Here is a 25,605-nt window from a genome sequence, read left to right as displayed (position 1 = left end):
ACCCGGCCCGCCCCCGCCGCCGGATGGCCCATCCGGCCCGTCCGCGGGCCGCCGGGCGTATTGTCCGGAATATGACGAAATACCATATTCTGCGCCTGGCGTGCTCCGTAGCGGTCGTCGGGGCGGTGCTCGGGGCCGCTCCGCCGGCCGCCGGTCACACGACCCACGTGGTCCGCCCGGGCGAATCGATCCAGCAGGCGGTGGACGCCGCCGTACCGGGCGACACCGTCCTCGTCACCCCCGGCACGTACCGCGAGAGCGTCACGGTGAGCACGCCCGGGCTGACCCTGCGCGGCATGGGCCGCCACACGGTGATCGAACCGGGCACGGACAAGGCCGCCACCGGCTGCGCCGGGGCGGGCAACGGCATCTGTGTGGCCGGGACGAAGGACCGCCACCTCGAGGACGTCACCATCGCCTCCCTGACCGTGTCCGGCTTCGCCAAGTCCGGAGTCCTCGCCACCGCGACGGACGGGCTGACCGTGCGGAACGTGACGGCGGTGAAGAACGGGGTGTGGGGCATCGCCCAGGAGGAGTCGCTCCGCGGGGTGTTCCGCGGGAACATCGCCCGCGACAACGGTGACGCGGGCCTGTTCCTCGCCAACACCATCACCCAGGAGCGGGGCGCCGAAGACACCGAGGGGACGGTGGTCGAAGGCAACCGGCTGGAAGGCAACCGCATCGGCGTCACCGTCCGGCGCCTGCGCAACCTCGTCGTCGAGGACAACCACCTCACCGGCAACTGCGCGGGGGTGTTCGTCGTCGGTGACGAGAACAAGCCCAGGGCCGGGGACCTCGCCGTGCGGGACAACCGCATCACCCGCAACAACAAGTCCTGCCCCAAGACCGCCCGGCTGGACGCCCTCCAGGGCTCGGGCATCGTCCTGACCGGCGCCGAGGACACCCTGGTGACACGGAACGTGATCACGGACAACGTCGGCGCCTCCCCGCTCTCGGGCGGCATCGTCCTGTTCAAGAGCTTCGTGGGCACCGCCAGCGAGCGGAACCGGATCAGCGACAACGAGTTGGCGGGCAACGCCCCGGCCGACCTCGTCAACACGGACACCGCCACGAACAACGTCTTCGAAGGCAACCGTTGTGGTGCGTCGAAGCCCGAGGGCCTGTGCTGACCGACCGGCCCTGACCACCCGTGGACCCGACAAGGCCAAGAAGGAAGGAAGGCGGCACATGACGACCGCTCAGACCGCCCCACCCCCGCCCATGCGGCTGAGGGAGCTCGTGTTCGGCGCGGCGTGTGCCGCCGCCCTGCGCGCGGCCGCCCGGCTGGGGGTCGCCGACGCGCTCGGCGACAGCCCCATGACCGTGGAGGACCTCGCGGCCGCGGTGAAGACCGAACCCCGGCCACTGCGACGGCTGTTGAGGGCCCTGTCCTGCTACGGCGTCTTCGCCGAGCGGCAGGACGGGACGTTCGCGCACACCGACATGTCCCGGCTGCTGCGCGAGGACGACCCGCACAGCCTGCGCGACATCACCCTGTGGTGCACCGAACCGTGGACCTGGGACGTGTGGCCGAGGCTCGACGAGGCCATGCGCACCGGGCAGAACGTCGTCCAGGACCTGTACGGCAAGGAGTTCTTCGCGTACCTCAACGAGGACGCCCCCGAGTCGGCCGCGGTCTTCAACCGCGCCATGACGACCTCCAGCGAACAGTCCGCGCGGGACGTCGCGGCGTTCCTGGACCTGTCCGGCAGCGCGTCGGTCGCCGACATCGGCGGCGGCCAGGGCCACGTGGTGGCGAGCCTGCTGGACAAGTACCCGTCGATGCGGGGCGCCCTGCTCGACCTGCCCCGCGTGGTCGAGAACGCCGTGCCACGGCTGCGCGGCACCGGCGACCTCGCCGACCGCGTACGTATCGTCCCCGGCGACGTCCGCGTGGCCGTCCCGGTCGAGGCCGACGTCTACATCATCAAGAACATCCTCGAGTGGGACGACGAGAGCACCGCCCGGACCCTGCGCAACGTCATCGAGGCGGGCGGACCGGGGACGCGGATCGTGGTCGTCGAGAACCTCGTCGACGACACGCCCTCCATGCGGTTCAGCACCGCCATGGACCTGCTGCTGCTCCTCAACGTGGGCGGGGCGAAGCACACCACCGAGAGCATGGCCGCCCGGCTCACCGACGCCGGCCTGGTCATCGAGGACGTCAGCCCGGTCAACCCCTACCTGCACGCGTTCGACTGCGTCGTGCCCGGCTGATCACCCCGGAGCGCGTCCCACCGCAGACCGGTCGCCGGGCCCGAGACACTCGCGGGCACGGCGACCGGTGGCCGGGGGAGGGGAGGGCCGTTCAGCCGGTGGAGTCCCGCTCCCAGCGGTAGAAGCGGTGCGCCATCGCGTCCTTCGGTGAACGCCAGGTCGAAGGGTCGTACGCCGTGACGTACGCCGACAGCCGCTCGCTGATGTCGCGGAACTCGGGGTGCCCGGCCACCTTGGCGATGGCAGGCCCGGGATCCCGCTCGGACTCGATGAGATGCAGGTACACGTCACCGAACTCGAAGAGACTGCGCCGGGAGACCCCCACCAGGTGCGGGAGTTCTCCCCGGTCCGACTCCTCGAACAGTTTGGCGATGTCCGGGGCTGACCCCGGAGCCATCCGGGCGACGATCAGGGCTTGGTGCATGATCCCGTCCTCCGTCCGGCTCAGTCGGTCAGCGTCGGCACGTGGCCGCGTTCCGCGGCGGCCTTCTCGACCCGGTCCCGGATCAGGGCCATCTGGGTCTTGGAGTTCCGGTTGATGTTGTCCGTCATCCAGGCGTCGTCGACCGGGGCGTCCGGCTTCATCGCGAAGTCCTGCGTCCACACCATCCGGGTGCCGCCCGGCACCTTCTCGTACTGCCAGCGGATGTCCATGTGGGCGAAGGGCCCGGTCTCCACGCGGCGGGCCTTGACGCTGAGCGTGTCGCGGTCCGGCTCCCGTTCCGAGACCCAGCTCCACACGATGCCGTTCTCGTCGGGGTGCATGGTCAGCCGGAAGGTGGTCTTGTTCCCCTCCCGCGACAGGACCTCGACGGACGCGTACTCGCTGAACAGCTGCGTCCAGTTCTCGAGGTCGTTGGTCATGTCCCAGACCAGGTCCAGCGGCGCGGCGATGGTGATCTCGTTCTGCGTGTGTCCGGTCATGTCACGCTCCTGCCGGGAGGGCGCCGTTGACGAGATCGAGGAACTGCCGGGGCGTCTTGCAGCGCTCCGCGTCCGGAGGCATCGGCGCGCCGTACCGGTTCTCCAACTCGCCCACGATGCCGAGCAGTCCGAGCGAGTCGATGCCGAGGCCGTCGAAGCCGGAGTCGCGTCGCTGCTCCAGGTCCTCCGGCGCGACGGTGACTCCCGCGGCCTTCTTCATCAGCTCGGCCAGTTCTTCCACGGTGATGCGGTCACTCATGCGGTTCCTCTCCTTTGTTGCGCGGCGCCTCGCTACGAGGCGTCGGCGGCGCCGTGCCTGAGCACCAGCGCCGAGTTGGAGCCCATGAGCCCCCGGCTGAGGACCAGCGCCGTGCGCGGCTCGGCGGCACGGGCGCGGACGGTCACCAGATCGAGGTCATGGCAGACGTCGAAAACATTGGGGGTGGGCGGGATCAGACCGTGCTCCATCGCGAGCACCGCCGCCGCGGCGTCCAGCACGGGGGCCGCGCAGTACCCGCGGCCGATACCGGTCTTCGGCGCGGTGACCGGCACCCGCCGGCCGTGCGCGCCGAGGGCGTCGGCGATCGCCAGCGCCTCGGCACGGTCCGCCTCCGGTACGCCGAGCGCGTCGGCGAAGACCACGTCGATCTCCTCGGGGGCGCAGCCGGCCTCGTCCAGGGCCCCGCGGATGGCCTGCGCGAGGCCCTCCCGGGACTGCTCCCAGCGCGAGGCCCCGGTGAACGTCGCCGCGTGCCCGGCGAGCGTGGCCCGCACGCGCGCGCCCCGCTCCCGGGCCGAGGCCTCCTCCTCCACGACGAGCATCGCGCCGCCCTCGGCGGGCACGAATCCGCAGGCCCCGTCGGTGAACGGGCGGTAGGCGTGCGCCGGGTCCTCGGCGGTGCTCAGCTCCGCGTAACCGAGCTGGCACACCACCGAGTAGGGGGCGAGCGGTGCCTCGGTGGAGCCGGCCACGATCACGTCGGTGCCACGCCGTACGGCACGCGCCGCGTGGGCGAGGGCGTCCAGGCCGCCCGCCTCGTCGGCGGCGACGACCGAGCAGGGCCCCTTGAAGCCGCGGCGGATGGAGACCTGGCCGGTGCTGGCGGCGTAGAACCAGGCGATCGACTGGTACGGGCCGACGAAGCGACTGCCCTTGCCCCACAGCTGCTGCAGCTCCCGCTGGCCGAACTCGCCGCCGCCGGAACCGGCCGCGGTGACCACGCCCACGGAGAACGGCACCTCACGGGTGTCGGCCTGGCCGAGGCGGGCGTCGTCCAGCGCGAGGTCGGCCGCGGCCATCGCGAAGTGCGTGAACCGGTCGGTCTGGACGAGACAACGTTCCTCCACCGCCTCCGCCGGCTCGAAGTCCCGCACTTCGCCGGCCACCCGCAGCGGCAGGTGCTCACAGCCCTCGCGGGTGACCCGGTCGAGGACGCTGATGCCTTCCTGGGTGGACTTCCAGAAGGACTCGGTGCTGGTTCCGTTGGGCGCGACCACACCGATTCCGGTGACGGCGGCGCGCCGTGGACGAGGCTGGCTCATCGTGTCCTCTCCCTCGGCCGGGTCAGGACCACCGCGGACTGGAAGCCGCCGAACCCGCTGCCCACGGAGAGCACGCTGTTCAGCTTCCGCTCGCGAGCGACCCGCGGCACGTAGTCCAGGTCGCACTCGGGGTCCGGCGTCTCGTAGTTCGCGGTGGGCGGCACCACCTGGTGGGCCAGGGCCAGGACGCAGGCGACGACCTCGATCGCCCCGATCGCGCCCAGGGAGTGGCCCACCATGGACTTGATGGAGCTCATGGGGGTGTCGTAGGCGTGCGGTCCCAGGGCCCGTTTCACCGCGGCGGTCTCGTGACGGTCGTTCTGCTGGGTGCCCGACCCGTGCGCGTTGACGTAGTCGATCGCGGTACCGTCGAGCCGGGCATGGTCGAGGGCGTCCCCGATGGCCCGGGCCATCTCCAGGCCCTCGCTGGTCAGACCGGTCATGTGGTAGGCGTTGCCGAAGGTCGCGTAGCCGCTCAGCTCGCAGTACACCCGCGCGCCGCGGGCCCGGGCGTGTTCGAGCTCCTCCAGGACGAGTACGGCGCCGCCCTCGCCCATGACGAACCCGTTGCGGTCGGCGTCGAAGGGACGCGAGGCGTGCTCGGGGTCGTCGTTGTTCGGGGACGTGGCCTTGATCGCGTCGAAGCACGCCATGGTGATCGGGGAGATCGGCGAGTCCGAGGCGCCGGCGATGCACACGTCGGCCCGGCCCTCCTCGATCGTGTGGAAGGCGTACCCGACCGCGTCGAGCCCCGAGGTGCAGCCCGTGGAGACGGTCTGCACCGGCCCGCGTGCCCCCACCTGTTCCGCCACCGTCGAGGCGAGCGTGCTGGGTGAGAACGCGCGGTGCAGGTGCGGACCCGCCTCGCGGTGGTCCACGTCCCAGCGCTGCCCGCCGTGGCTGACCAGGACGTAGTCGTGCTCCAGCCGGGTGGTGCCGCCGACCGCGGTGCCCAGGGAGACCCCGACCCGCCAGGGATCCTCCGCTTCGAGGTCGAGGCCGGAGTCCCGTACCGCCTCCTCGCCGGCGACCAGCGCGAACTGGATGTACCGGTCGCACCGCGCGACCTGTTCCGCCTCCAGCCCGTGGGCCGCGGGGTCGAAGTCGCACTCGGCGGCGATCCGCGACCGCAGACCGCTCGGGTCGAAGAAGGTGATGCCCCGCGTCGCGGTGCGCCCGCCCGCCAGCAGATCCCAGAACGCCGGTACGCCGATGCCACCGGGAGCGACGATGCCTATGCCGGTGACCGCCACGCGCCTGGTCATGAACGCACCTGACGTCGCTCCGCCACCCGGCCCGAACCCGCGTGGACTCCCTCCTCCACGACCGGGACGGCGTCGCTCTCCTCGGTGTCCACGTGGCCCTGCGGCGGGGTCGGGGCGAGCGGACCGAGGTGGAAGACGATGCGGGCCTCCACGTTGCCGACGTTGCGGAACCGGTGCCGCACATGGGCGGGGATCATGAGCCCCTGCTCGGGCTGCAGCGGGTGGGGGTCGCCGTCGAGGTCCACCTCCAGCTGCCCGCACAGGACGTAGATGAACTCCTCGGAGTACGGGTGGTAGTGCTCGGCGATGCGGTCGCCGGGCTGCACGATGGCCACGCCCATGAAACCGCTGGTGGACCCGACCGTCGTCGGAGTGAGCAGGGCGCGCAGATCGCCGCCGCGCCGGGTGTTGGGCTCGACCTCGCTGAGATCCACGATTCTGGGACGGGGTTTGATCACGACGTTGCTCCGATCGTGTGCTGTGTCGACGTGCGGGCCTTGGCCGCCGCGACCCGCTGAGGGGAAATCAGGCGTCCGGCGAGCGGCGGTCGGTGACGAGTTCCATACGGGTGAGCTCGAGGAAGCGGGTGAGATCGTCGTCCGTCGGCGCGCCACCGCCGGCACAGACGGCGCCGTCCAGGAACTTCGTCAACTCGGCCCCCTTGCCCGGGTCTCGCAGACCGAGGGACAGCGCGAGCTCGCCGGCGTCGAGGCCGCCCCGTACGTCGATGAGGCGCACCACGACGTCGTCGCGCTGGAAGATCGTGCTGCGCAGGACCGGGCTGCGCGGATCGTCGGCCGCCGTCTCGTCCTGCTGGGCGAGCAGCTGGGCCAGCTGCAGGCCGCAGCCGGGCCGGACCGGGTAGCACAACGCCAGCCGCTGCCCCGCCGGGTCCTCCTGCTCGGCCGTCACATGGTGGACGGCGGGCAGCGCGGCCCGGGTGAAGAAGACCCGGGCGGACTCGGGGTCGTTGAGGTCCCGGTCCTGCTCCAGATACGGGTTGATGGCCTCCTCGACGGCCCGTACCTCGGGCTGCCGGGACACGTGACGCAGCGCCGCGAGCAGGTCGCCCCGCACCTCGATGGCCCGCACCACCCGGTTGCCGTGCATGAACAGGGAGGTGCGGCACAGCCGGGTGGTGTCGTCGACCCGCGGCTCGGGCGAGGCGTAGTCGGCGAGGATCTTGGCGACGGTCTCCTCGCTGCCTGGCTTGACCGTGAAGGTCAGCGCGTGGCGGATGACGCCGTCACCGATCCGGGGTGCCACCTGCAGCCCGCGGGTGGCGGCCTCGGCGTCCACCGCCGGGCCGCCCGTCTCGCGGACGACGTGGAAGCGCAGCGACCGGGTGTCCCGGACACAGCTGTGCAGCGGCTCCACCATCCGCACGTGCGCTTCGCTGTTCACCCAGGTGAGGAAGGGCGGAGCGCTCTCCCACTCACTGGTGATGAGCCATTGGGAAGGATTCTCGATCGACTGGCACAGCTGATCGCTGACATGCCCGGGAACGGACGCGACCTGGTTGCAGAGTTGCTCGTACGCCTCCAGGAACTGCTGCTGGGCGCCGTCGTAGACGTCCACCAGCAGGACGACCCGGAGCCTGGAGCCGTCGAAGACTGACTGGGAGACACGCGGCGACACCTTCTGGGTCAGCGGCTGGGAGGCAGGTGCAGACGTGGTGGTCATCCTGGGGCACATCTCCTTCGCGGAAAGGGGAACGGCGACCTTCGGTCGCGGCGCTCCGAGGGGGGCGTGAGTCGATCCTGATCAGGTCCTCACCGGCGCGCGATTCGTATGGACTACGCGGGTGACTGGCCGCGGGGCGGAACCAGGTCAGGTGAGGTGGGCGAAGACCACCAGGTTGTCCGTGTAGTCCCGGGCCGTGCGGTCGTAGTCGCCCGCGCACGTGATGAGCCTGACCTGGGCGTCAGGCGTGTCGCCGTACACCCGTCGGCTGGGGAAGTGGTCCTTGTCGAAGGTCTCCACGCTGTCGACGACGAAGGTCGCCTCGCGCCGGTCGGCCCGCAGGACCCGGAACGTGTCGCCCTTCTTCAGCTCGCCGAGCCCGGCGAAGACGGCGGCGGAGGTCGCCGTGTCGACGTGTCCGGCGATGATGGCGGTGCCCCGCTCGCCGGGGGAGACGCCCTTCGCGTGCCAGCCGACGAGGTTGATGTCGTCGGCTGGCGGTGGTTCGAGCTGCCCCGTGGGGCCGATGGCGAGGTCCGTGAAGGGGGCGTCCACGTAGATCTTCGGGATGAGGAGGCGCACGGGCCTCGATCGCGGCAGGTGCTTTCCCGTCGCGGGGCCGGCGGGCGAGGGGGGCGCTGTGGTGTACGGGTCTTGCTGGGCTTGTGGGGCCTGCTGGGCCCGCGGCGGGAGGGACGCGCCGGTCGACGTGTCCCGGCCGCCGATGAGGCTGACCGCCACGACCAGGAGAGCCGTGGCGCACACCACCATCAGGCCTCCGCGGGAGCCCTGGCCGGCGGGCCGCGGCTCGTCGTCGGTGGGGGAGGAAGGAGGGACTGCCATCGGAGACCACCTCTGTGGGGCACGGGAGCTGGGCGGACGGGGCGGGCCGGTGACCGGCCGGGGCGGCCGCCACACGAACCGGTGGCGGCCGCGGTCGCTATCGCGTCCGGCACGGGTCAGGCCAGGCCGTTGGCCCTCTTGCGGCGCACGGCGTACAGACCGGTTCCGGCGACGGCCAGAACCGCCAGACCGCCCGCGGTCACACCGGGCGCGGCCAGCGCGCCGCCTCCGGTGTGCATCCCGCCGCTGGGCTTGTGGTGACCGCCGCTCCAGGAGTCCTCGCTGTCCTTGGTCCAGGAGGAGTCCTTGCCGTGCCCGCTGTCGCGAGAGGTGCCCGAGTCGTCCGCCGTCACCGCGGTCAGCGCACCGCCGCCCGTGTGCATGCCACCGCGCGGTGCGTCGTGACTGCCGCCCTTGTCGTGTTCCTTGCTGTAGGAGGATCCGTCGTGGTTCCAGTCACCCGCGGCTGCGTAGGCGCCGGGTGCGGTGACGGCGAGGACGGCCGAGGCCGCCGCGGTGGCCAGGAGGATGCGAGCAGAACGCATGCGAGAGTCCTTTCGCCACGACCGGGCAGCTGGCGCTTCGTCAGCTGTGGTGACCCGGCCCTGACGTGATCCACCGTCAGCCAGCATTCCGTATCCCACCACTCCAGCCACTCAGCCGGGTGATCGACTTGGCCGGGCGGTGCCGCGGTCCGGGGGGCCCGGTACGGCATGTGGCCGGCCGACAGCATGGCTGTCGGCCGGCCACGCTCATCGCGGGTCGTGGTCGGTCAGGTCAGGTCAGGGACAGCGCGGTCCTCACGACATGACGCAGTGTCGACTCGGCGTCCGGGTCCGGGCCGGGGGATCGCCAGGCCACGAACCCGTCGGGCCGGACGAGTACGGCACCGCCACGTGTCGTGCCGTGGCGTTCGAGCCAGTCCGTACCGTCCTCGGGCGTCAGCTCGGCGTCGGGGCCGGCCCCCACCCGGTAGGAGAGCAGCGGGACGGACAACTGTTCCGCGAGGCGGGTGGCGCACTCGTGCCATCCGCTCGGCTCGGCGGCGTCGCTCAGCAGGACCAGGGACCGCTCGTAGAGGTCCAGGGTGGAGATGCGCTCGCCCTGGTGCCGTACCCACAGGTGTGGTGCCCTGCTGCCGGGTTCCCCGGTCAGGTCGAGCTTCTCCGGGACCACCGGGGTCGTGGGGTCGGTGCCGACGACCGCGCCGCTCGGGTAGCGGTAGCCGAGGGCCACGTTGAGGACGCCGCGCTGAGGTGCGCCGCCGGGGCCGGGCGGCGGGGTGAATCCGGGGTGGCTGTGCTCGGCGGACCGGGCGGCCGCGCGGGCGCTGGTCGCCTCCGCCACCGGGCGTCGTTCGGCGTCGTAGGTGTCGAGCAGCCCGTCCCCTGCCCAGCCGCCGAGGACCGCGGCCAGCTTCCAGGCGAGGTTGTGCGCGTCCTGGATACCGGTGTTGGAGCCGAAGGCACCGGTGGGTGACATCTCGTGGGCCGAGTCGCCGGCCAGGAAGACCCGCCCGGCCCGATACGTCCGTGCCACACGCTGGGCGGCGTGCCAGGGAGCCTTCCCGGTGATCTGCACGTCGAGGTCGAAGTCCCCGACCGCCCGGCGGATGTGGTCGACACACCGCTCGTCGGTGAACTCCTCCATCGTTTCGCCGAGTTCGGGGTGCCAGGGGGCGTGGAAGACCCAGTTCTCGCGGTTGTCCACGGGCAGCAGCGCACCGTCGGCGTCCGGATCGGTCAGGTAGCAGACGATGAACCGGCGATCCCCCACCACCTCGGCCAGGCGACGGGAGCGGAAGGTGACGCTGACGTTGTGGAACAGGTCGCCGGGACCGTTCTGGCCGATGCCGAGCTGTTCCCGCACGGGGCTGCGCGGACCGTCGGCGGCGACCAGGTAGTCCGCGAGGACGGTGGTGTGCTCGCCCGTCTCCCGGCTCTTGACCACCGCGGTGACACCGGTGTCGTCGCTGTCGAACGAGAGCAGTTCGGTCGAGAACCGCACGTCGCCGCCGAGCTGTCCGGCGTGGTCGAGCAGGACCGGCTCCAGGTCGTTCTGGCTGCACAGACACCAGGCACTCGGACTGAACCGGGCCAGCCCGCCACCCGGATCGATGTCCCGGAACAGCCACGTGCCCTCGTCGCCGACCAGGGTCGGCGCCTGCAGGATGCCGTGGTTGTCCGCCAGCGTGGCCGCGGCCTCATGGATCCCCGGCTCCACGCCCGCCACCCGGAAAAGCTCCATGGTGCGTACGTTGTTGCCCCTGCCCCGGGGGTGGATGGAGGTGCCCGCGTGGCGCTCCACCAAGGTGTGCCGCACCCCCAGTCGGCCCAGGAACAGCGAGGTCGACAGCCCCACCAGGGAACCGCCGACGATCAGGACCGGGACCTTGTGGATCGTGTCGCCGGCCTGTCCGGCTCTTTCCTTCATCACTCGCCTCCAGCACGTCGTGTCCGCCGACTCGGCCGGTACGGACGGGACCTTCATGCATGCCCCGCCCGGCGGACGACGGCCCAGGCTTCACCCGCTTCACCCGCCCCATTCGGCCGCGTCGAGGTCCCGCCCGGCGGCCTCGCCGTGGCTGTGCCCTCCATTCGGCCCGGCCCGCGTGCCGACCCCGGCGGGCCGGGGGATCCTGGAGTCCCAGGCCGTGGTGCGGACCGCCGAGTCAGGCGGGCGGGAGCTGTCGAAGGCGAAGCGTCGGCACCCGCGCACCACGGCCGGCGCACGGGGGAGTGATCCGCCGGACGTGCGGATCCCCGGCATCGGAACGCGCACTCCACACCGCGGAGCGGCCGACGCGCGACTGTCCGTACCCGCTGTCACGCCGACGGCACACACGATCTGCGAAAGGGAATCGCCGTGATCACCACTGACCTCACTCCCGGCTCCCCCTGTTGGCTCGACCTCGGTACCCCCGACGTCCGCGCCGCCGCGGCCTTCTACGGCGCGGTGCTCGGCTGGGAGTACCAGCCCATGGGCGAGTCGCAGGACATGGAGGGCGGGATGTTCCAGAAGGACGGCAAGACCGTCGCCGGGCTCGGCAAGCTCACCGAGGAGGGCGCGCGCCCGGCCTGGATGGTCTACTACACCGTCACCGACGCGGACGCCACGACCCAGGCCGTGGAGCGCGCGGGCGGCACGGTGCGGGTGGCGCCGAGGGACCTCGACGACTGGGGCCGGATGGCGCAGTACAGCGACCCGTCGGGGGCCCAGTTCGCCGTCTGGCAGCCGGGGACGAACCGTGGTTTCGAGCTGGCGGACGAGCCGGGTTCGCTCTCCTGGACCGAGCTGTACACGACCGACGCCGCGGCCGCGAAGGAGTTCTACGGCGCTGTCTTCGGCTGGCGGTTCAGTGACATGGAGCTGCCGAGCGGCGCGGGCACGTACTCCCTCGTCACCCCCGCCGACCTTCCCGAGGAGCGCATGCAGGGCGGTCTCATGCAGCTCCGCGAGCAGGACCTCGCGCTGACGAACGGGCGGCCGTACTGGCACCCGGTCTTCGCCGTCGCCGACTGCGACGCCACCGTCGCCAAGGTCACCGAGAGCGGCGGCAGCGTGCAGATGGGACCGGAGGACGCGGAGGGCGTCGGCCGGCTGGCCATCTGCCTCGACCCGGCCGACGCGGACTTCGTGGTGCTCACGCCGGCCCGCGGCTGATCCTCACCGGGCCGGCCGGACGGCCGGTCCTCTCCACCGACGGCACCGAGCGCCACAACCGGACCGTGCCCGGCGGCCGCTCCGTCCTTCGAGCCGCTGTGTCCTCCGTGCGGCCCGCGGTGCCGTCGCCGAACGGCAGCCCCCGCCCTCTCGCCCCGGTCCCAGACGGTCAGGGGCGGCGCGAGGGCCGCGAACACTGCTGCGGCTCATCTGCCCGTTCTGGAAGACGACGCCGCCTGTCCGCTGACGCTCCCGCGGCGGGCGCAACCGTGTCCGCCGGTCCGGATTCGACGCCGTGACCGGCGAGTTCGCCCGGGATCTCGGTGCGGCACGCTCCTATGCCGAGGCGCGGCGGATTGTTGTACGGGCCCGGCCCCGCGGGGCGCGGATGAGCCGCATGAGGGGGAGAAACATCATGGCGGTACTCGCTCCGCTGTCCGTCGACCTCCTGGCCGTGGGCTACGGGTGGCTGGCGGCCGGCATGCCACCTCCTGCCTGGCGCGACCGTGCCGGCTCCGGTCGCGGCCCCCGATTCCGGGGGCGACCGGGTCCGGCACACCACCAAGTCCGCCCGCAGGACCGGCCGTTCACGTCTCCCGTCTCCGCGACCGCAACCCCGCTCGGACCGTGGCTCGTCCCGGCCGAGTCGATCGCGGACCCCGGTGACCTGCGGGTCACGCTGAAGCTGAACGGCCGGACGATGCAGGACGAGTCCACCAAGGACATGCTCTTCGGGGTCGCGCGGCTGGTGTCGTACGTCTCACAGAGCGCTCAACTCCTCCCGGGAGAAGTGGTGTTGACTGGGAGCCCGACCGGCAACGGCATCCACTGGGGGCGGCTGCTGCGCTACGGCGACGTCATGGAGGGGTCCATCATTGGTCTGGGCGTCCAGCGCACCCGGTGCGTCGGGGACGCTTCGTGAACCGCCACGACCCCGAGGGTGCGATCGCCGAGGCCGCCGAGTCCTACTCCAACTAGGGACGTTGGGGCGAGGAGGACGTGCTGGGCACACTCAACTTCCTCGACGAGGCCAAGCGATGGCGGCCTCACCGCCCACGGCGGCGCCAAGCCGATCTCGGACGCCCTGCGCGCGGACGTCCTGCGCCCGGACGCCTGAGCAGGCGACCACGTTCGGGGCGGCGACGGACATCACCGTGGCGGAACTGTCGCTCGAGATGTTCCACCCGGCGGACGTCCGCACTGCCGACGCGCTCAGGGCCGCCGCCGCACAAGAGCTGTCTGCCCAGATGCTGGCGCCGATCGGCGTCTGACGTTCCCCCGAGCCGCCGATAGGTGACCGTTTGCTTCGGGGCTCCGGGATACCCGGCCTGCCGCAGCCAGGCTTGCGGACAGCGGGTGTCCGCAAGCCTGGCTACCGTACGCAGCATGACGAAGACGACGTCCGCGACGGCCCCCGTGCTCGACGACCGCGCCCTCAACCGGGCCACCCTCGACCGGCAGCTGCTCCTGCGCCTCGCGCCGCTGTCCGCCGAGGCGGCCGTCGCACACCTGGTGGGCCTGCAGGCGCAGAACGTGAAGCCGCCGTACTACGCCCTCGCCGCCCGCCTCGACGGTTTCACGCCGGAGGAGCTGTCCGGGCTGATGGCGCGGCGTCAGGTCGTCCGTATCGTCAGCATGCGCTCGACCATCCACACCCACACCGCCGACGACTGCCTCACCCTGCGGCCGCTGGTGCAGCCCGCCCGGGACCGCGAACTCACCGTGTTCCGCAAGGGACTCCAGGGCGTCGACCTCGACCGGCTCGCCGCCCTTGCCCGCGACCTCGTCGAGGCCGAGCCGCGCACGATGAAGCAGTTGCGCGAGGCGCTGCTCGTCGAGTGGCCGGACGCCGACCCGCAGGCCCTCGCGATCGCCGCCCGCTGCAAGCTGCCGCTCGTCCAGGTCACCCCGCGCGGACTGTGGGGCAAGAGCGGCCAGGTCGTCCTCACCACCGCCGAGCACTGGCTGGGCCGGCCGGCACAGCCGGCACCGGCCCGCGACGCGACCGTGCTGCGCTACCTCGCCGCCTTCGGCCCCGCCTCGGTGAAGGACATGCAGACCTGGGCCGGTCTGACCCGGCTGCGCGACGCCTTCGAACGACTCCGCCCGCGGCTGGTCACCTTCCGGGACGAGAAGGGCGTGGAACTCTTCGACCTCCCGGACGCGCCCCGGCCGGACCCTGACACCCCGGCCCCGCCCCGCTTCCTCCCCGAGTTCGACAATCTGCTGCTGTCGCACGCCGACCGCACCCGTGTCGTACCGCCCGAGTACCGGGGCAACGCCTGGCAGGGCAACCTGGCCCATCGCACGCTGCTGGTCGACGGCTTCCTGGCGGGTGTGTGGAAGCTGGAGGCGGACGCGCTGGTCGTCGAGCCCTTCGGCCGGCTCACCAAGGCGCAGCGGAACGAGGTCGTGGCCGAGGGGGAGCGGATGGTGACGGTGATGCACCGGGGATCGTCGTACGACATCCGCTTCGGGACCGTACTGCGGTGACGGGTCAGTCGGCCGCCGTGCCACCGCCATGGATTCCCGTCTCCGCCATGAATTCCTGTCATGGCCATGGATAGAGGGCGCTGCGGGCCGCTCGTGGAGGCCCGCAACGCCCCCTGGTTTTTCACCCGGGGTGTGCCCGGGAGACCTTCCGGGTCACGAGTTGACCTGTGTGGTCACCAGGCTGGAGAAGGTGGTCAGCCGGGTGTAGACACCCGGGTAACCGGCCTCCGCGCAGCCCTCGCCCCAGGAAGTGATCCCTGCCAGGACGCCCCCGATGAGCAGGGGACCGCCGCTGTCGCCCTGGCAGGTGTCGACGCCGCCGGAGGTGTATCCGGCGCAGACCATGTCGCTCGCGATGTAGTCGGAGCCGTAGGAGGTGGAGCAGCTGGAGTTGGAGACGGTCGGCACGGTCGCGGTGCGCAGCTGGTTGGAGGAGCTGCCGCCCGCGGAGGTGGTGCCCCAGCCGACGATGCGGGCGGTGGTGCCGGCCGCGTACACGCCCGTCTGGGAGGAGGTGACGTACGACGCCTTGGTGTACGGCATCGACGTCGACAGGGTCAGGACGGCCACGTCGTCGCCGTTGGTGGCGTCCGTGTAGCTGGGGTGGATCCAGATCTTGCTGACCCGCGCGACCGTGCCGTTGGTCCCGTTCAGGTAGGTACGGCCGCCGACGACTCTGACGCTGCTGGTGGTCTCGCCGACCATGCAGTGGGCCGCGGTGACGACCTTGGTGGCCGAGACCAGGGTGCCGCCGCAGAACTGGTTCTGCGAGGCGTCCGTGATCTGCATCATGAACGGGTAGGCGGTCGTCGTGGTCGTCGTACCCCCGACGATGGGCTGGGGGGCGGCGACGGCGGCGGGGGCGCCGAGCAGAGCGGTCGCGGCGGCGGCGGTGGCAGCGAGGGCGGCGGCGGTCTTCTTGGCGCGGTCGATCCCGAACATGAGTCTCCTCATTGGGTGTTGCCGGTGGGGGGTCGCACGGGTGTGGGGGTGGTGCACGGGGTCCGCGGGACCGGCCCCGTGTGCCCGGGCGAGCGGCACGCCCCTACGCTAGAACCCGGAACATGCCCTTCCCAATGAGGGAAGCCCCTAGGCGAGTTGGGCAGGGAAAACCCTCGGTCGGCCCTCGGTAAACCCACTCGACCGGTGAACCTGCGAGGTTCTCGCCCGCACCTGAGTGGTCGTCGCCCGCACCTGTGTGGTTGTCGCCCGCAGCCGCGTGGTTGTCGCTCGCGCCGGCGTCGTCCTCACTTCGTACGACGGCCCGCCGCCAGTCTGACGATGTCGACCCGCGATCGGATCCCGAGTTTGCGGTAGACCCGGGTCAGGGTCGCCTCGACCGTCTTGACACTGATGAACAGCCGGCCGGCTATCTCCCGGTTGGTCGCCCCCTCCATGACGAGCGCGGCGACCTGACGTTCCATCGAGGCGAGTCCGTCCAGCGCGTCGAGCGTGGGGGCGGGGACGGCGACCGGCTCGGGCGGCGGCGCCACGGCGGTCGCCTCCGCCTGGCGCAGCCAGGGCAGCGCCCGGCAGCGCCTGAACAGCCTGGTCGCCTCGTCGTAGGACGTCGGTCCCGGCCGCCGCGTGCGCAGGGCGGCCAGCGCGAAGGCGGCCCGGGCCTCCTCCAGGCCGTAGCCCAGCTTGCCGAGCCGGTCCTGAGCGGACGTCAACTGGCCGAGAGCTGCCTCGTGTTGGCCGCGCCTGGCCCGTAGCAGAGCCTCCGCCCGGTCCACCACGGCGAGCACACTCTCGCGGCCCAGCCGCAGCGCCTGCTCCCGGGTCACGTCGATGACGTCCTGCGCCTCGGCGAGTTCGCCGACTTGGACGAGGGCCTCGGCGAGGTCGCCGTGCCAGCGGCCGCGCGCCGGGTCGGTGATGCCGAGCCCCTGCTCCAGCTCCCGCACCCGGCGCAGCGAACGCACCGTGCCCGGGGCGTCCCCCGCCACGAACTGGGCGTGGCCGAGGGCGGCCAGGGCGCGGGAGACGTACATCTGGTCGCCGTCCTCCTCGGCGTGCTCCAGCGCTTCCCGGGCCAGTGCCAGGGCCCGGTCGACGTCGCCGCCCGAGGCCTCCGCGAACGAGGTGAGCAGGGCGGAGGCCACCGTGCCGATGCCGGTGTCCCGGGCCATCCGCAGGCTCTCGCGGGCCAGGTCGAGGGCCCGCCCGCAGTGCCCGGAGCGCAGTTCGGTCTCGGCGAGCAGGCGCAGGAAGTGCACCTCGCTCTCGACCATGCCGCGCCGCCGGACCTCGCGCAGCAGTGCGGTCACGGTGGTGCGGGCCTCGGCCAGCTGGTCGCTCATCAGCAGCCAGCGGAACCGGGCGAGGCCCGGGCCGTTGTGGTGGCAGGCCACCTGCGGGTCCTGGGGTTCCCTGAGTGACCGTTTGATGGTGGCGGGGGCGTTCGGGTGGCCCATCAGGGTCTCGGTCTGCGCCTGGAAGGCGAGCGCGAGAAGCTCGGTGCGCCGGTCGTCGGCCCGGGCGGCCAGCTGCGCCGCGTGGGCGGCCTCCTCCCGGCCCTGCGCGAAGTCGCCCTGGACGACCAGGCCCCGCCAGGCCAGCTGGTAGTGGACCAGGGCGAGCAGCCCGGGGTCCTCGCCCGCGTCGGCGAGGGCCTGCGGGAAGACGGCGTCGACGTCGCCGAGGGCGTGCCCGGCCGACTCGATCACCACCATCCAGGCCCGCACCCGGTCGGCGGGCACGGTGGCCCGGGTCAGCACCTCGCGGGCGATGTCCCGCGCGAGGTCCACCTCCCCGGCGGTGATGGCGTCCTCGGCCGCCCGCAGCCGCCGCTCGTCCGGGCCCGGCACGCCGTCGGCCGGGGTGTGCCGGGCGGCGAGCAGCCCGAGCGAGGCGGCCACCGAGGGTGCCCCGCGGTCCCGGGCCTGGGCGGCGGCCTCGGCGAGTTGTGCCGCGACCAGGGGATCGGTGCCGGAGGCCGCGAGCGCCAGGTGCCGGGCCCGTTCGATGGGATCGGAGGCTGCCGTGGACAGCGCGGCGTGCACGGCCCGCCGCTCCTGCGCGGGCGCCTCGGCGTACAGCGCGGCCGAGATCAGCGGATGCGCGAACCGTACGGCGGGACCCTCGGGCTCCGTCGCGAGCAGTCCGAGGGCGGCCGCCTGGGCGGTCTCCGACTCGGCGTTGTCCCGGCCGGCCGCGTGCAGCAGGGCCAGCGTGGGCCGCGCGCCGGCGCTGGCCACGAGCAGGGTGCGGCGGGCCTCGTCGGAGAGCATCTCCAGGCGGCTGAGCACCAGGGCCCGCAGCGAGGTGGGCACGCGCAGCGGCTCGCCCGGCCGGGGCGGGTTCGGGTCCTCGGCCAGGGCGCGGCCCAGTTCGAGGGCGAAGAGCGGGTTGCCGCCGCTGGTGCGGTGGATGTCCCGGACGGTGGAGCGGGGCAGGCCGGTGTAGCCGCGGTGGTCCAGGAGCGCGGACACCTGGGTGCGGGTGAGCGGGTTGAGGCGGACCGCGAGACTGTCCGGGGGCAACGCGCGTAGATGGCGGTCGTACTCCTGCCCCTCGGTCCGCACCGCGCACAGGAGCTGGACCGGGGTGTCGCCGAGGCGGCGGGCGGCGAAGCCGAGGAGTTCCGCGCTCGCCGGGTCCAGCCACTGGAGGTCGTCCGCGACGACCAGGACCGGGCCCTCGGTGGCGAGCGCGCGCAGCACCGACAGGACGGCCAGCCGCAGTGCCAGTCCGTCGCGCTGGAGGGTGGACTCGCCGCGTCCGGTGAGCGCCGACTCCAGGGCGGTGCGCTGGGCGGCGGGGAGCCGGTCGGACACGTCGTCCACGACCAGGCCGAGCAGGTCGGCGAGGGCCAGGAACGGGAGATGGGATTCGGACTCCGTCGCCGAGCAGCGCAAAACGGTCCGGGTCGGGGCGGCGTTATCGGCGGCCAATGCCCGCAGTACGGTCGACTTTCCTATTCCGGCCGGGCCGTGGAGCAGTACGCTGCCACCGCCGGCCAGCTGCTCACGTGCTCCCGCGAACAGCTCCTCCCTGCCGATCACCAGGTCGGGGCGGCATCTGGCAGGCTCCTCGAAGTCCCGTCGCACGGTCACCGCTCCCCTCCGTGTGTCGTGTCCTGGCCAATATTAGGCAACGGGCATGGGAATTCGGCCGGGCCACGTCGTGAGGGAAATAACAACGATCGGCATAAAGAAATTCACCACGGCGTCACATGAATGGGGCACCGACGGGAATCACGGCAGGAACCCCGCCCGACGGGCGGCGACGACCGCCTCCCCACGCGTCCGGGCCCCCAGCTTGCGCATGGCCGAACGGAGATACCCCTTGACCGTCTCGGCCCTCACCCCGAGCCGCTCCGCGGCCACCGCGTTCGTCGCGCCCGCTGCCACGCACGCCAGCACGTCCACCTCACGGGGTGCCAGAGTCACCCCGCCCGCCGACCGGGCGTCCGGGGTCAGCATCCCGCACGCGGCCAGCAGTTCGGCCCGCAGCGCCTCGTCGGTGATCCGCGGCGCGAGCGCCCGCAGCGCCGCGTGCGCCTCCCGCACCTGCTCCCACGCGGAGCCGTCCGCCGGGGCCCGGGCCGGCTCCGCCCGCGCCGCCGCCAGCAGCTCCCGCCCCTCCTCCCGCAGGACCAGTGCCTGTTCCACGTCCCGCGCCGCCGCCACCGCCGCGGTCAGCATGCGGTCGCCCAGCGGCTGGGCATCGCGCAGGGCGCCGTACAGCACCCCGCGCACCCGGCGCCGTACGACCACCGGTACCGCCACCACCGAGCGCAGCCCCTCCGCGGCGACCGCGGCGTCGTACTCGTGGCTGATCTGCCGGGAGGAGGAGTAGTCCGCGACGGCGCACGGCCGGGCCAGGGCCACCGCCTTGCCGCCGAGGCCATTGCCGGAGGTCACCGCGAGGGCGCTCAGGGCGGGGGTGGCGGTGCCGTTCAGTTCGCTGATGCGGATCTGCGGCCGGCCCGGCTCCACCAGGCCGCCGAAGGCGACCGGAAGCCCGGTCGTGCGCCGCAGCCGTACCAGCGCGCGCCGGATCTCCACCGACGCCGGACCCTCTGCTGCCACGAACCCACTCCTTAGCCCCGGGACACACCCCCGTACGGGGGTAGTGAGACCCGCATCACGCATTACACGATGGCAGAGTGCCGCCCGGCAATGGTGCCGGTACCGAGGAGGACAGATGACGACCGCGACGGAGCTCTTCCGCAGCGCGCGGGACTTCCTGCTGGAACACCGCGAGGACTACGCCACGGCGTACGAGGGTTTCGACTGGCCCCGCCCGCAGCACTTCAACTGGGCGCTGGACTGGTTCGACGTCGTCGCGGACGGCAACGACCGCACCGCCCTGCACATCGTCGAGGAGGACGGCTCCGAAGTCCGGCTCTCGTTCGCCGACCTGTCCGAGCGGTCCAACCGGGTCGCCAACCTGCTGCGCGAGCGCGGGGTGGGCGCCGAGGACCGGATCCTCGTCATGCTCGGCAACCAGGCCGAGCTGTGGGAGACGGCCCTCGCCGCCATGAAGCTGCGGGCCGTCGTCATCCCGGCGACCCCGCTGCTCGGCCCCGCCGACCTGCGCGACCGGGTGGAGCGCGGACGCGTACGCCACGTCCTGGTCCGGGCCGAGGACACCGCCAAGTTCGACGACGTGCCCGGCGACTACACGCGCACCGTGGTCGGCGGCCTGCCGGAGGGCTGGCAGCCGTACGAGGACGCGTACGCCGCCTCCGCCGAGTTCCTGCCCGACGGGCCGACCATCGCCGACGACCCGCTGATGCTCTACTTCACCTCCGGTACGACGGCCCGCCCCAAGCTCGTCGAGCACACCCACGCCTCGTACCCGATCGGGCACCTGGCGACCATGTACTGGATCGGCCTCAAGCCGGGCGACGTCCACCTGAACATCTCCTCGCCTGGCTGGGCCAAGCACGCCTGGTCCAACCTGTTCGCGCCGTGGAACGCGCAGGCGACGGTCTTCCTCTACAACTACACGCGCTTCGACCCGGCCCGTCTGATGGCCGAGATGGACCGGGCGGGAGTGACGACGTTCTGCGCCCCGCCCACCGTGTGGCGCATGCTCATCCAGGCCGACCTCACCCAGCTGCGCACCCCGCCGCGCGAGGTTGTGGCGGCCGGCGAGCCCCTCAACCCCGAGGTCATCGAGCAGGTCCGCCGCACCTGGGGCGTGACCATCCGGGACGGCTTCGGGCAGACCGAGACCGCGGTGCAGATCGCCAACAGCCCCGGCCAGCCCCTCAAGGCCGGCTCCATGGGCCGCCCCGGCCCCGGCTACCGCGTCGAACTCCTCGACCCGGTGTCGGGAGCGCCGGGCGCTGCCGAGGGCGAGATCGCCCTCGACCTGTCGGCCCGTCCGGTCGGCCTGATGACCGGCTACCACGGCGACCCCGAGCGTACGGCGGAGGCGATGGCCGGCGGCTACTACCGGACCGGGGACATCGGCGCGCGTGACGCCGACGGCTACATCACCTACGTCGGGCGGGCCGACGACGTCTTCAAGGCCTCCGACTACAAGATCAGCCCCTTCGAGCTGGAGAGCGCGCTGCTGGAGCACGAGGCGGTCGCGGAGGCGGCCGTCGTGCCCGCGCCGGACGAGCTGCGGCTCGCCGTCCCGAAGGCCTACGTGGTGCTGGCGGAGGGCTGGGATCCCGGTCCCGACACCGCGAAGGTCCTCTTCGAGCACGCCCGGCAGGCGCTCGCGCCCTACAAGCGCATCCGCCGCCTGGAGTTCGCGCCCCTGCCCAAGACCGTCTCCGGCAAGATCCGCCGCGTCGAACTGCGCGAGGCGACGGCGGCCGGTTCGGACGCCGAGTACCGCGAGGAGGACTTCCGGTGAGCGAGCTGTCGTACACGCACGGAACGAGCGGGACGGTCCTGCTCGGTGACACCATCGGCGCCAACCTGGACCGGGCGGTGGCCGCCTGGCCGGACCGCGAGGCGCTCGTCGACGTGCCCTCCGGGCGGCGCTGGACGTACGCCCGATTCGCCGCGGACGTCGAGGAGTTGGCGTACGCGCTGCTCGCCGCGGGCGTCGCCAAGGGCGACCGGGTGGGCATCTGGGCCGTCAACTGCCCCGAGTGGGTGCTCGTCCAGTACGCCACCGCCCGCATCGGCGCGATCATGGTGAACATCAACCCGGCCTACCGCACGCACGAGGTCGAGTACGTCCTCAAGCAGGCCGGGATCTCCCTGCTCTTCGCCTCCCTCGGGCACAAGACCAGCGACTACCGGGCGATGGTCGAGCAAGTGCGGCACACGTGCCGGGAGTTGCGCGAGGTCGTGTACATCGGCGACCCGAGCTGGGACGCGCTGACCGGACGCGCAGCCCCTGTGCCGTACGAGGACCTGTCCTGCGACGACCCCATCAACATCCAGTACACCTCGGGCACGACGGGCTTCCCCAAAGGAGCCACGCTCTCGCACCACAACATCCTCAACAACGGCTACTTCGTGGGCGAGTTGCTCGACTACACCGAGCAGGACCGGATCTGCATCCCGGTGCCCTTCTACCACTGCTTCGGCATGGTGATGGGCAACCTCGCCGCGACCTCACACGGCGCCTGCATGGTCATCCCGGCCCCCTCCTTCGACCCGGCGGCGACCCTGCGCGCGGTCCAGCAGGAGCGCTGCACCTCCCTGTACGGCGTCCCGACCATGTTCATCGCGGAGCTGAACCTCCCCGACTTCGCGACGTACGACCTGACCTCCCTGCGCACCGGCATCATGGCCGGCTCACCCTGCCCGGTGGAGGTCATGAAACGGGTCGTCGCCGAGATGCACATGGCGGAGGTCTCCATCTGCTACGGCATGACCGAGACCTCCCCGGTGTCGCTGCAGACGCGGACGGACGACGACCTGGAACACCGCACGGCCACGGTCGGGCGCGTCCTGCCGCACATCGAGGTCAAGGTCGTCGACCCGGCCACCGGCGTCACCCAACCCCGGGGCGCGGCGGGCGAGTTGTGCACCCGCGGGTACAGCGTGATGCTCGGCTACTGGAACGAGGCCGCGAAGACCGCCGAGGCCATCGACCCCGGCCGCTGGATGCACACCGGCGACCTGGCCGTGATGCGCGAGGACGGGTACGTCGAGATCGTCGGCCGCATCAAGGACATGATCATCCGGGGTGGCGAGAACATCTACCCGCGCGAGATCGAGGAGTTCCTCCACGCCCACCCGAAGATCGCGGACGTCCAGGTCGTCGGCGTACCGCACGAGCGTTACGGCGAGGAGGTCCTCGCCTGTGTCATCGCGCGGGAGCCGGCCGACCCTCCGACGCTGGAGGAGCTGCGTGCCTTCTGCGACGGGCGGTTGGCGCACTACAAGATCCCCAGTCGGCTCCAGGTCATGGACTCCTTCCCGATGACGGTGTCCGGGAAGGTGCGCAAGATCGAACTGCGGGAGAATCACGCGGCGGGCGGCTGACGGGTCCGCCAGACTGTCGGGATGATCGGCAGACGCAACACCTTCCGCACGGCGGACGGCATACGAGTACCCGGAACCTGGCGGCACGTCTTCATCCGCAACGGCGACTACCACCTGACCGACCTGTTCATCTTCGCGGACGGGCTGGTCGACTGCTGGGGTCTGGTCACGCTGGAGGAGTTCGAGGAGAAGCTGCGCTGCGGCTGGGTCGCCACCGAGCTCCCGGAGGGCGCCAGGGCATCCGGACATGAGCTCGCCGCATGGAAGTTCAGCGAGCCGCACACCTGGCTCACCCCCGAGCTGCTGCTCGCCGAGGTGCGCGACACCGTGGAGCAGCTGAACGGGCGCCCGGACTCGACGGACCGGTGCCTGGACGCCGTGGACGCGTTCCTCGCCGACCGCACCGAGGAGAAGCGGGCCGTGGTCCGCGCCGCCTACCTCGCCATCCCCAGCACCCAGCGGCACTTCGCGCTCGGCGACATGGACCGCCAGGACTGGCCGCTTCAGGTCCTGGCGGCCGGACCCGGCGGACGGGTGGAGGCACGGCCGGACGGCGACGAAGACCCGGTCACGCAGGAGGAGTACGACGAGGCGGTCGACTACTTCGAGGACCGGGCACGGTGGATCGCTGAGAGTTCCGCACGGGTCCCGGCGGACGGACCGGTGACCCCCGTCGCCCCCGCGATCAAGCTCTCCGAGAGCTATCCGCTGAAGGCGTCCGACGACCCGGACACGCGGGCCCTGCGCAACAACTACCCGGCCCCCGTGGACGTCGACGGGGTCACCTACCCCTGCGTCACCCACGCCTACTGGGCGCTGTCGACCCCCGACGCCGACGCCCGGGCCGCGATCGCCGAGGCGGACCAGGCTTACGCCGCCCAGAAGCCGGCAGCCGCAGCACCCCGCCGCGAGGGCTGGGAGCAGGCGCGTACCGCGGTCATGACCCGCCTGCTGCGTGCCAAGTTCGCCCAGCACCCGCACCTGGCCCGGGTGCTCATGGACACGGACGACGCGACGATCGTCTACGACGACGGCAACTCCGCCTACTGGGGCGACAACGGCGGCCGCGGCCGCAACTGGACCGGCCGCCTCCTCGAACTCGTCCGCTCCGAACTGCACGCCGAGCGCGCGGGGATCGCCATGGCCTAGGGGACGTCAGCCGTCCGGCAGACGCATGCACAGCCGTGGCCAGCGGTCCAGGCCCAGCTCCCGCTCGTCGGCGCGGATCCTGCGCAGTCCGGGGGTGAGTCCGTCCTCGTCCAGCACGCGGAAGCCGAGGCGGCTGTAGTACGGCGCGTTCCACGGCACCTGCGCGAAAGTGGTGAGCGTGAGCCCGGCCAGGCCTTCCTCGCGGGCCCGGTCGGCGGCGTACGCGAGCAGGGCCCGGCCCACGCCCCGGCGGGCGGCGTCGGGGTGGACCGAGACCTGCTCGACGTGGAGGGCGCCGTCGACCGGTTCGCAGACGAGATAGGCGACCGGCCTGTCACCCTCGTCGACGGCGACCCAGGCGCGGCCCGCCCGGCGGTACCGCTCCAGAACGTCCGAGGCGGGCGGCTCGTCCTCGGCGATCGCCGCCATGCCGAGCGTGTGGAAGGGGGCGCCGGCGGCGCGCTCGATGTCCTGGAGGAGTGGGAGTTCGGCGGCGGTGGCGGGGCGGATGCGCATCCGCCGAGTGTCGGTCGCCGCCGGGGCCCGGCGCGACCGATTAACCCCGGCTCATGCCCCCGCCGCATCCAGCTCGTCGGCGTGGCCGTTCACCGCCTGCGGGGTGCCGGTGAGGTCGAGGACGAACAGGGGAACCGCCAGTTCGTCGGCGCGGGTGCGGGCCTCGGGGGAGAACCCTGCGAGGGAGAAGTACACGCAGGCCGTGGACTCCGTCATGGCCGTCAGCCACAGGCACTCCACGTCCCGCAGGGTCGCCGGACGGACGGTCGGGTCGACCTGGGCCAGCAGACCGCGCGCGGCGAGGCCGATGCCGGTCGGGGGCCGCTGGTCGGCGCGGCGGATGTCCCGGTAGCCGAGCCAGCGCAGGTACAGGGCCGCGGCGGTGACCGCGTCGCGGGCGCTACGGATCGTGACGGGCTGGAAGACGCGGCGCCCGGCAGGGGCCGCGGCTCGGGGGCTCGCCGCGGCCCCGGCCACCGGGATGCGCAGGACCGTCCCGCACGCGCAGCCCAGCTCCGGATACGGCCACTGGTTCCGTCGGCCGCAGGCGTCGCACGGCACGACGACCCAGTCCTCGTCCCAGGCACGGTGGGCGACCGCGGTGGCCGTGCCGTTCTCGTCGAGCGCCGGGGCGACGGGCATCCCGCACACGCACGGGTACGACGGCGCCTCGTAGACGTGTTCGCGTCTGCAGGCCGGGCAGCGCACCGGCACGCTCTCGGACATGGCACTCATGCTCCTCCAGGCGGCCCCCGCTTGTCCGTCTCTTGACGGCCTTCGTCCGCCCACCTACATTAATTCCAGATAGTAGAAATAAATTTCCACAATACGGAAACAGAATCACGGGAAGTGCTCACCGCGGGGCGCGACGGGAGTGCGGATCCGACAGCCGAAGCAGG

The 25,605-nt window shown here is 72.2% G+C and carries 23 protein-coding genes and 1 pseudogene; 9 read left to right on the top strand and 15 right to left on the bottom strand.

All coding sequences use genetic code 11. From position 1 onward, the window contains the following. The first annotated feature begins 71 nt into the window (after positions 1–71). Positions 72–1,130, top strand: coding sequence for a right-handed parallel beta-helix repeat-containing protein (locus tag ACWBNA_RS19130; RefSeq protein WP_482705625.1), 1,059 nt, complete (start codon positions 72–74; stop codon positions 1,128–1,130). Between the two features lie 58 nt (positions 1,131–1,188). Continuing rightward, on the top strand, positions 1,189–2,217 hold the full coding sequence (locus tag ACWBNA_RS19125; RefSeq protein WP_482705624.1) for a methyltransferase: 1,029 nt from the start codon (positions 1,189–1,191) through the stop codon (positions 2,215–2,217). A gap of 91 nt (positions 2,218–2,308) precedes the next feature. Here ACWBNA_RS19125 and ACWBNA_RS19120 read toward each other — a convergent pair whose 3' ends face one another. From ACWBNA_RS19120 to ACWBNA_RS19075, 10 genes are all read right to left on the bottom strand, one after another. Next, positions 2,309–2,641 carry a TcmI family type II polyketide cyclase gene (locus ACWBNA_RS19120; protein ID WP_482705623.1) on the bottom strand — a complete coding sequence of 111 codons (333 nt, stop codon included), beginning with the start codon at positions 2,639–2,641 and terminating at the stop codon, positions 2,309–2,311. A 20-nt stretch (positions 2,642–2,661) separates the two neighbouring features. Continuing rightward, positions 2,662–3,141: an SRPBCC family protein gene (locus tag ACWBNA_RS19115; protein WP_482705622.1), complete on the bottom strand. Its 480-nt coding sequence runs from the start codon at positions 3,139–3,141 to the stop codon at positions 2,662–2,664. A gap of 1 nt (position 3,142) precedes the next feature. Continuing rightward, complete coding sequence (locus ACWBNA_RS19110) at positions 3,143–3,400, bottom strand: acyl carrier protein (RefSeq protein WP_482705621.1); 258 nt, start codon at positions 3,398–3,400, stop codon at positions 3,143–3,145. Positions 3,401–3,432: 32 nt separating this feature from the next. Next, complete coding sequence (locus ACWBNA_RS19105) at positions 3,433–4,683, bottom strand: ketosynthase chain-length factor (RefSeq protein WP_482705619.1); 1,251 nt, start codon at positions 4,681–4,683, stop codon at positions 3,433–3,435. Continuing rightward, positions 4,680–5,948, bottom strand: coding sequence for a beta-ketoacyl-[acyl-carrier-protein] synthase family protein (locus ACWBNA_RS19100; RefSeq protein ID WP_482705617.1), 1,269 nt, complete (start codon positions 5,946–5,948; stop codon positions 4,680–4,682). The genes ACWBNA_RS19105 and ACWBNA_RS19100 overlap by 4 nt, the downstream gene beginning before the upstream one ends. Then, positions 5,945–6,406 (bottom strand): cupin domain-containing protein, encoded by a 462-nt coding sequence (locus ACWBNA_RS19095; protein WP_482705616.1) that lies wholly within the window; start codon positions 6,404–6,406, stop codon positions 5,945–5,947. The genes ACWBNA_RS19100 and ACWBNA_RS19095 overlap by 4 nt, the downstream gene beginning before the upstream one ends. A gap of 67 nt (positions 6,407–6,473) precedes the next feature. Next, positions 6,474–7,631: a SchA/CurD-like domain-containing protein gene (locus ACWBNA_RS19090; RefSeq protein WP_482705615.1), complete on the bottom strand. Its 1,158-nt coding sequence runs from the start codon at positions 7,629–7,631 to the stop codon at positions 6,474–6,476. Positions 7,632–7,778: 147 nt separating this feature from the next. Then, positions 7,779–8,474 carry a class F sortase gene (locus ACWBNA_RS19085; RefSeq protein ID WP_482705614.1) on the bottom strand — a complete coding sequence of 232 codons (696 nt, stop codon included), beginning with the start codon at positions 8,472–8,474 and terminating at the stop codon, positions 7,779–7,781. Positions 8,475–8,590: 116 nt separating this feature from the next. Next, positions 8,591–9,019, bottom strand: coding sequence for a hypothetical protein (locus ACWBNA_RS19080; RefSeq protein ID WP_482705613.1), 429 nt, complete (start codon positions 9,017–9,019; stop codon positions 8,591–8,593). A gap of 232 nt (positions 9,020–9,251) precedes the next feature. After that, a complete protein-coding gene (locus tag ACWBNA_RS19075) occupies positions 9,252–10,907 on the bottom strand; it encodes an FAD-dependent oxidoreductase (protein ID WP_482705611.1) in 1,656 nt (551 codons plus the stop codon). A 432-nt stretch (positions 10,908–11,339) separates the two neighbouring features. On the opposite strand from ACWBNA_RS19075, the gene ACWBNA_RS19070 reads away from it, so the two are divergent. The 4 genes and pseudogenes from ACWBNA_RS19070 to ACWBNA_RS19055 all read left to right on the top strand — a co-directional run bounded on the left by ACWBNA_RS19070 (position 11,340) and on the right by ACWBNA_RS19055 (position 14,630). Next, a complete protein-coding gene (locus ACWBNA_RS19070) occupies positions 11,340–12,137 on the top strand; it encodes a VOC family protein (RefSeq protein ID WP_482705610.1) in 798 nt (265 codons plus the stop codon). 388 nt (positions 12,138–12,525) lie between these two features. After that, on the top strand, positions 12,526–13,059 hold the full coding sequence (locus ACWBNA_RS19065; RefSeq protein WP_482705609.1) for a fumarylacetoacetate hydrolase family protein: 534 nt from the start codon (positions 12,526–12,528) through the stop codon (positions 13,057–13,059). Continuing rightward, positions 13,056–13,175, top strand: a pseudogene (locus ACWBNA_RS19060) (cyclase family protein); the annotation flags it as partial. The gene ACWBNA_RS19065 and the pseudogene ACWBNA_RS19060, both read left to right, overlap by 4 nt. Before the next feature lie 348 nt (positions 13,176–13,523). Then, positions 13,524–14,630 carry a winged helix DNA-binding domain-containing protein gene (locus ACWBNA_RS19055; RefSeq protein WP_482705608.1) on the top strand — a complete coding sequence of 369 codons (1,107 nt, stop codon included), beginning with the start codon at positions 13,524–13,526 and terminating at the stop codon, positions 14,628–14,630. Between the two features lie 153 nt (positions 14,631–14,783). Here ACWBNA_RS19055 and ACWBNA_RS19050 read toward each other — a convergent pair whose 3' ends face one another. The 3 genes from ACWBNA_RS19050 to ACWBNA_RS19040 all read right to left on the bottom strand — a co-directional run bounded on the left by ACWBNA_RS19050 (position 14,784) and on the right by ACWBNA_RS19040 (position 19,666). Further along, positions 14,784–15,572, bottom strand: a complete 789-nt coding sequence (locus ACWBNA_RS19050; protein WP_482705607.1) for a S1 family peptidase — start codon at positions 15,570–15,572, stop codon at positions 14,784–14,786. 305 nt (positions 15,573–15,877) lie between these two features. Next, a complete protein-coding gene (locus tag ACWBNA_RS19045; protein WP_482705605.1) occupies positions 15,878–18,688 on the bottom strand; it encodes a helix-turn-helix transcriptional regulator in 2,811 nt (936 codons plus the stop codon). 141 nt (positions 18,689–18,829) lie between these two features. Then, positions 18,830–19,666 carry a helix-turn-helix transcriptional regulator gene (locus tag ACWBNA_RS19040; protein ID WP_482705604.1) on the bottom strand — a complete coding sequence of 279 codons (837 nt, stop codon included), beginning with the start codon at positions 19,664–19,666 and terminating at the stop codon, positions 18,830–18,832. Positions 19,667–19,781: 115 nt separating this feature from the next. Here ACWBNA_RS19040 and ACWBNA_RS19035 point away from each other — a divergent pair, with 115 nt between their 5' ends. The 3 genes from ACWBNA_RS19035 to ACWBNA_RS19025 are packed head-to-tail and all read left to right on the top strand — an operon-like array spanning position 19,782 to position 24,190. Further along, positions 19,782–21,452, top strand: coding sequence for an AMP-binding protein (locus tag ACWBNA_RS19035; RefSeq protein ID WP_482705602.1), 1,671 nt, complete (start codon positions 19,782–19,784; stop codon positions 21,450–21,452). Continuing rightward, on the top strand, positions 21,449–23,041 hold the full coding sequence (locus ACWBNA_RS19030) for an AMP-binding protein (protein WP_482705601.1): 1,593 nt from the start codon (positions 21,449–21,451) through the stop codon (positions 23,039–23,041). Before ACWBNA_RS19035 ends, ACWBNA_RS19030 begins: the two co-directional genes overlap by 4 nt. Positions 23,042–23,062: 21 nt before the next feature. Beyond that, complete coding sequence (locus tag ACWBNA_RS19025; protein WP_482705600.1) at positions 23,063–24,190, top strand: NADAR family protein; 1,128 nt, start codon at positions 23,063–23,065, stop codon at positions 24,188–24,190. A gap of 6 nt (positions 24,191–24,196) precedes the next feature. Here ACWBNA_RS19025 and ACWBNA_RS19020 read toward each other — a convergent pair whose 3' ends face one another. Further along, a complete protein-coding gene (locus ACWBNA_RS19020) occupies positions 24,197–24,706 on the bottom strand; it encodes a GNAT family N-acetyltransferase (protein WP_482705598.1) in 510 nt (169 codons plus the stop codon). Between the two features lie 51 nt (positions 24,707–24,757). After that, positions 24,758–25,441 carry a hypothetical protein gene (locus tag ACWBNA_RS19015; protein WP_482705597.1) on the bottom strand — a complete coding sequence of 228 codons (684 nt, stop codon included), beginning with the start codon at positions 25,439–25,441 and terminating at the stop codon, positions 24,758–24,760. Between the last annotated feature and the right edge of the window lie 164 nt (positions 25,442–25,605).

This window comes from Streptomyces sp. Q2, from assembly GCF_056820935.1.
The sequence above is the reverse complement of the archived record's forward strand: the minus strand, read 5'-3'. Positions and strand labels throughout refer to the sequence as shown.

Coding starts and splice junctions, on each gene's coding strand:
- ACWBNA_RS19130 (WP_482705625.1), top strand. CDS start 72: ATGACGAAATACCATATTCTGCGCCTGGCGTGCTCCGTAGCGGTCGTC.
- ACWBNA_RS19125 (WP_482705624.1), top strand. CDS start 1,189: ATGACGACCGCTCAGACCGCCCCACCCCCGCCCATGCGGCTGAGGGAG.
- ACWBNA_RS19120 (WP_482705623.1), bottom strand. CDS start 2,641: ATGCACCAAGCCCTGATCGTCGCCCGGATGGCTCCGGGGTCAGCCCCG.
- ACWBNA_RS19115 (WP_482705622.1), bottom strand. CDS start 3,141: ATGACCGGACACACGCAGAACGAGATCACCATCGCCGCGCCGCTGGAC.
- ACWBNA_RS19110 (WP_482705621.1), bottom strand. CDS start 3,400: ATGAGTGACCGCATCACCGTGGAAGAACTGGCCGAGCTGATGAAGAAG.
- ACWBNA_RS19105 (WP_482705619.1), bottom strand. CDS start 4,683: ATGAGCCAGCCTCGTCCACGGCGCGCCGCCGTCACCGGAATCGGTGTG.
- ACWBNA_RS19100 (WP_482705617.1), bottom strand. CDS start 5,948: ATGACCAGGCGCGTGGCGGTCACCGGCATAGGCATCGTCGCTCCCGGT.
- ACWBNA_RS19090 (WP_482705615.1), bottom strand. CDS start 7,631: ATGACCACCACGTCTGCACCTGCCTCCCAGCCGCTGACCCAGAAGGTG.
- ACWBNA_RS19085 (WP_482705614.1), bottom strand. CDS start 8,474: ATGGCAGTCCCTCCTTCCTCCCCCACCGACGACGAGCCGCGGCCCGCC.
- ACWBNA_RS19080 (WP_482705613.1), bottom strand. CDS start 9,019: ATGCGTTCTGCTCGCATCCTCCTGGCCACCGCGGCGGCCTCGGCCGTC.
- ACWBNA_RS19075 (WP_482705611.1), bottom strand. CDS start 10,907: ATGAAGGAAAGAGCCGGACAGGCCGGCGACACGATCCACAAGGTCCCG.
- ACWBNA_RS19065 (WP_482705609.1), top strand. CDS start 12,526: ATGAGCCGCATGAGGGGGAGAAACATCATGGCGGTACTCGCTCCGCTG.
- ACWBNA_RS19055 (WP_482705608.1), top strand. CDS start 13,524: ATGACGAAGACGACGTCCGCGACGGCCCCCGTGCTCGACGACCGCGCC.
- ACWBNA_RS19050 (WP_482705607.1), bottom strand. CDS start 15,572: ATGTTCGGGATCGACCGCGCCAAGAAGACCGCCGCCGCCCTCGCTGCC.
- ACWBNA_RS19035 (WP_482705602.1), top strand. CDS start 19,782: ATGACGACCGCGACGGAGCTCTTCCGCAGCGCGCGGGACTTCCTGCTG.
- ACWBNA_RS19025 (WP_482705600.1), top strand. CDS start 23,063: ATGATCGGCAGACGCAACACCTTCCGCACGGCGGACGGCATACGAGTA.
- ACWBNA_RS19020 (WP_482705598.1), bottom strand. CDS start 24,706: ATGCGCATCCGCCCCGCCACCGCCGCCGAACTCCCACTCCTCCAGGAC.
- ACWBNA_RS19015 (WP_482705597.1), bottom strand. CDS start 25,441: ATGAGTGCCATGTCCGAGAGCGTGCCGGTGCGCTGCCCGGCCTGCAGA.